The 3860-nt window shown below is 54.5% G+C and carries 5 protein-coding genes; 3 read left to right on the top strand and 2 right to left on the bottom strand.

Annotation, left to right across the window (positions count from 1 at the left end):
• The 3 genes from DOU54_RS19895 to DOU54_RS19885 form a co-directional block, all read left to right on the top strand.
• Positions 1-186, top strand: a 186-nt coding sequence (locus DOU54_RS19895) for a tyrosine-type recombinase/integrase (RefSeq protein ID WP_146617391.1), incomplete at its 5' end; no start/stop codon positions are given.
• A 233-nt stretch (positions 187-419) separates the two neighbouring features.
• The gene (locus DOU54_RS19890; RefSeq protein ID WP_113731751.1) at positions 420-863 is read left to right on the top strand and encodes a hypothetical protein; all 444 of its coding nucleotides are present in this window, start codon (positions 420-422) and stop codon (positions 861-863) included.
• A 103-nt stretch (positions 864-966) separates the two neighbouring features.
• Positions 967-1524: a hypothetical protein gene (locus DOU54_RS19885; protein ID WP_113731750.1), complete on the top strand. Its 558-nt coding sequence runs from the start codon at positions 967-969 to the stop codon at positions 1522-1524.
• 547 nt (positions 1525-2071) lie between these two features.
• Here DOU54_RS19885 and repC read toward each other — a convergent pair.
• Positions 2072-3286: a plasmid replication protein RepC gene (repC, locus tag DOU54_RS19880; RefSeq protein WP_113731749.1), complete on the bottom strand. Its 1215-nt coding sequence runs from the start codon at positions 3284-3286 to the stop codon at positions 2072-2074.
• Positions 3287-3440: 154 nt separating this feature from the next.
• Positions 3441-3860, bottom strand: a 420-nt coding sequence (locus tag DOU54_RS19875) for a plasmid partitioning protein RepB C-terminal domain-containing protein (RefSeq protein ID WP_286079946.1), incomplete at its 5' end; no start/stop codon positions are given.

Here is a 3860-nt window from a genome sequence, read left to right as displayed (position 1 = left end):
AGTGAGATCGAACGCGCCATCAAATTCTCTGGACATTCCCTTCGCGCGGGCTTGGCCTCCTCCGCTGAAGTCGACGAGCGTTACGTGCAGAAACAGCTCGGTCATGCTTCAGCGGAGATGACACGCAGATATCAGCGCCGACGGGATCGGTTCCGCGTGAATCTGACTAAGGCATCAGGGCTTTAGTTGGCCCCTCCCCTACTCCGCAGTGAAATCGTAAGAGGAGATTTCATTGAAATCGGAAGCTAAAAGCCACAACGACGGCGAAAAGAAACGCACATACCAAGAAATTGGCGCGCGAGCTCACTGGCCAATTCGCAGGTTCGGGTGTCAAATTGAACGTCCATGTTTGGTTCTGGGACGATTATGTCACGTGACTTAACGCGCTCCCTGACCTGCAGCACTGGTACTATGATCGCGTGATTGAAGTGCGCACCCCAACTGAGCAGGACCAGTTGATCCTCAGTGTGATAGCAACTGCTTTTCATAGACCAGCGTTCGAAGATGCGCTGCACAGTGAAAACTTCGATGATTTTCTGCAGGCTTTGAAGGATACACAACGTGCATTGCGGACGGGAGAGCTTATCGACCGAAAGAGTGGACACGTTATTCAGAAGGCGGTTGGTGGGTGGCGAGAACTATCCAACGCCGCTTGGCAGAGCGAACTTCAAAAGGTAGACCTCTATTTGAAGGATCTGAAAACACTGCTAACCGACGGGTTCAGAGACGCTGCGATCATCCAACATACGCATCATCTCCAGATTCTAGATCCAGCGCTGGAGCTGGGGCTCCAAGATGTCCGGCAGAAATGCATCAGCACGTTGAATCCAGTGTTACAGGACGCCGGCCAAACGCCAATTTGAAATTGTGTATCGCCTCTGGCAATACCTCGCAAAGTCGGGCTGGAAGGTAAGGTACGAGATCGGAGCCCGAGCAACATCCGAGCAAGTGCCAAGGGAGCAAGCAATGAAGATTTCTCGACGCCTTTTCCTCGTTCCGTTGGCAAATGATCGCCACGGCAAGTCAACAATTCTTAGAACCCTCGTTTCCCAAGGCACCGGACAGAAAATCGGGCTTCATAAAAAAGGCGTTCGTGCGCTTGTCAGCCCTTGGGGCCGACCAATCGACGCTTTCGTCTTTGGAAGATCGTTTCAGGAAAAGGAGAAGGCCAAATATGGTTCGGTCCTCGCCGCGTTGGACGCAAATGATCCCATGTGGCGAACGCGAGAACTCGTCATCATGCCGAGCCATGTTGCCGCGCAGGACCACAGTGATATTGAACAAATGATCGACGCTGCCCATTCCGCCGGGTTCGACGCGATCGCGGCATCCGTGATCATGTCTTGGGAAAAAACAAAAGAATGGGAGCGTGGCGACAACCGCGGTGATTTTCCGGTCATTTGGAGTTTTGGGTGGGATGAACGCTGGACGCTTCCCAACCCGTGGACCGATACGTTCGAAGGTCAGCTCGAGGCATTAGGGCATGATTTATGGTCGTGGGCAGCCAAAGCTATAGCTTCGTAGCCTAGAAAATTCTGAGCGGGAGGAGGCCCTTGAAGTCTGCCCTCCATAGCGTTTTTAACGTGACCAGCAGATCCTTACAGCTCGGCCTATCAACGGATGATAGCGCTGGCCTCCGGCGGCCGCCGGCGCGCGGTGCATGGGCGTCCGAGGAGCGAGCTTGGCACTTATCTGGACTCTGTCTGGGATTCCCGTCTCTCGCCACCAGCGCAAAGTTGCAGCTATGTCCTTCTGCCTTGTAGCGCAGTCCTACATCGGCCGGCGTCGCTCTCTCATCCGTTCACGCTGCATCAGGATTAACTCACCTAAAGTCGCCATGCTCATATCGAGTTTCTAATCAGCCTTATCTTTTCAGATGTGGGTGCGGAGCCCAACGACTAGCGCGCTCTTCCGTTTCCCTGAAACCATATTTCTCCAATGGCTCCAGAGGCGAAAACAAAGCGCATCATCATGTTTTCATTGTATAAAAATGCCATTTGTACCGCTGACAATTTTGTGCCTGAAAATGATCGAATGCTACGCAACCCTACGCCGGCGACAAGAGACCTTTTCAAGCCGATTGTTGTCGCAGGGTATCCTGCGTCCTGAGCAGCGCCATCAGCATCGGGCCAAGCGAAAACTCGCCTTTCTCAGTTCGTCTCGTTAAGTCTCGCAGGTAGCCGCCCGGCGAGTTGATGTGCCCAGCTCGCTCGAGGACACATGCCATGGCCACAGCGGCATTCTCCGGCCCCATGGTCTCGCAAGCGTCCTGGTAGGCTGACGGACTGACGCCAAGCATGGTTCGGACGACCACCGCCGCGGCCATCAGCTCACGCCAACGGGAGATTGTCCCTCCAACCGCGTAGTCAGCAATCTGCGGACACGCTCTCAAGACCATTCCCAACGGGAAAGCCTTTATAGACTCGGTACCACGGTTCGGCTTAAGCACTGTCGTTTCGCCCTGCTCTTTTTCGGAGCGAGGTTCAAGTTCATTAAAGGATTCGGTATTTGAATTCTGTATGTGCTGACGGATTTCGCTATCATTGGCGTCGGATTTTTGAGAAATTATCTGATTTTCCAGCATGTTGACAGCTTCCTCGTTGAGGAGGGAGAGTTCGTCGAGGCACGCCTCCAACGCTGCAGTTGTCTTCGCGAGTTTCAGGCGTGCGGTAGCCCCCACAAGTGCGTTCTCTACTGCCTGCCAGTTTCCGGAGGCGCCCTCTTCCACAGCAGCCGTGATAAGTTTACGTACGTTGCGCCGCGCGATCGTAATGCGCTCCTTCGTAATACGGAGGTGGCGGCTCTCTTCCGCGACTCGATGCGCCATTAGAGCGAGCTCCTCAGCGCGTGCAAGGAGCGGCGCAAGGCTGAAGCCGTACGCCGTTTCGATCTCACCATCGCTCCCTTTACGGGCGTAGCGTTTGCCATTTGGACTATCGTTACGATGAATAAGCCCTGCGTCCACCAGGAGCGCCAGGTTTTCCCGTAGGGTCGTTCCCGCGATTCCGTTGGAGCGAATGGCTAGCTGCGCGTTCGACGGAAACACGACAAGATTGCGGTCTTCGCTGAGTTCTTGTTCTGGATAGAAGCTCAGCAGCGCGTTAAGCACGGCAAGCGCACGATCGCGCAGGCCAAGCAAGGCTCTCGCCTCGCAGGCGCTACGATAGACCTTCCACTTATCGACGGTCTTCCCTGCCCTGATATTTGCCGTGGCGAGTTGACCTTTGACCAAGGCAAGCGTCATCGGCCGCCGCCCAAACGGCGTCGTCACATTTCCTGTTTGCATTTTCCTCTCACCTTTCGAAAGGCAAAGGAAATCCGCTCACCAAACTGGCGCCAAAGACTCTTGACTGCGATTCATGGAAATGCGATTCTCAGGCTGCTTAGACATGAGGAAGGCTTCCACGACGGCGACGTTTGGGGGCCTTTTTCTTTTGCCGCTACTTTTCCTCTGCTCTGCTTGATTTCAGGAACTCTTGATGCAAGCGGTCTAGGTTATCGGCAATGAACCGCCCAAACCTGCCGGCGTCGTTTGCTTTGAGCGCGATAAAATAACTCTTCGCGCTTCCTTTGAATTCCGCACGCACGCTTGAGTCCTCAGCTTGCCATTCGGTAGCCTTGGTGGGACGTTTCGCGGGTTTCGAGGCACTCTTGATCTCGGCCAAAAGTCGCTCGAACCGGGCGTCGGATTCCAGCGACGAGATCGCCCCGTTTTTAATGATCGCTCGTGCAAATTCGAGCGTCGAAGGCTTTTCGATCAATTGAGCAAATTCGGTCCAGCGATTGCGGCCGACGGACTTTGCCGCACCAATCGCATTTGCGATGTCTGCTGGAACGCGACTTGCTACCGACAGCATTCG

Source organism: Agrobacterium sp. MS2 (assembly GCF_003261015.1).
In the GTDB taxonomy this organism is placed as follows: domain Bacteria; phylum Pseudomonadota; class Alphaproteobacteria; order Rhizobiales; family Rhizobiaceae; genus Agrobacterium; species Agrobacterium pusense.
Note: the sequence above shows the minus strand (reverse complement) of the source record. Positions and strands in the feature narration are given on the sequence as shown.

What these genes read in the sequence shown, in the direction of transcription:
- DOU54_RS19885 (WP_113731750.1), top strand. Translation starts at nt 967, where the DNA reads ATGAAGATTTCTCGACGCCTTTTCCTCGTTCCGTTGGCAAATGATCGC.
- repC (WP_113731749.1), bottom strand. Translation starts at nt 3,286, where the DNA reads ATGCAAACAGGAAATGTGACGACGCCGTTTGGGCGGCGGCCGATGACG.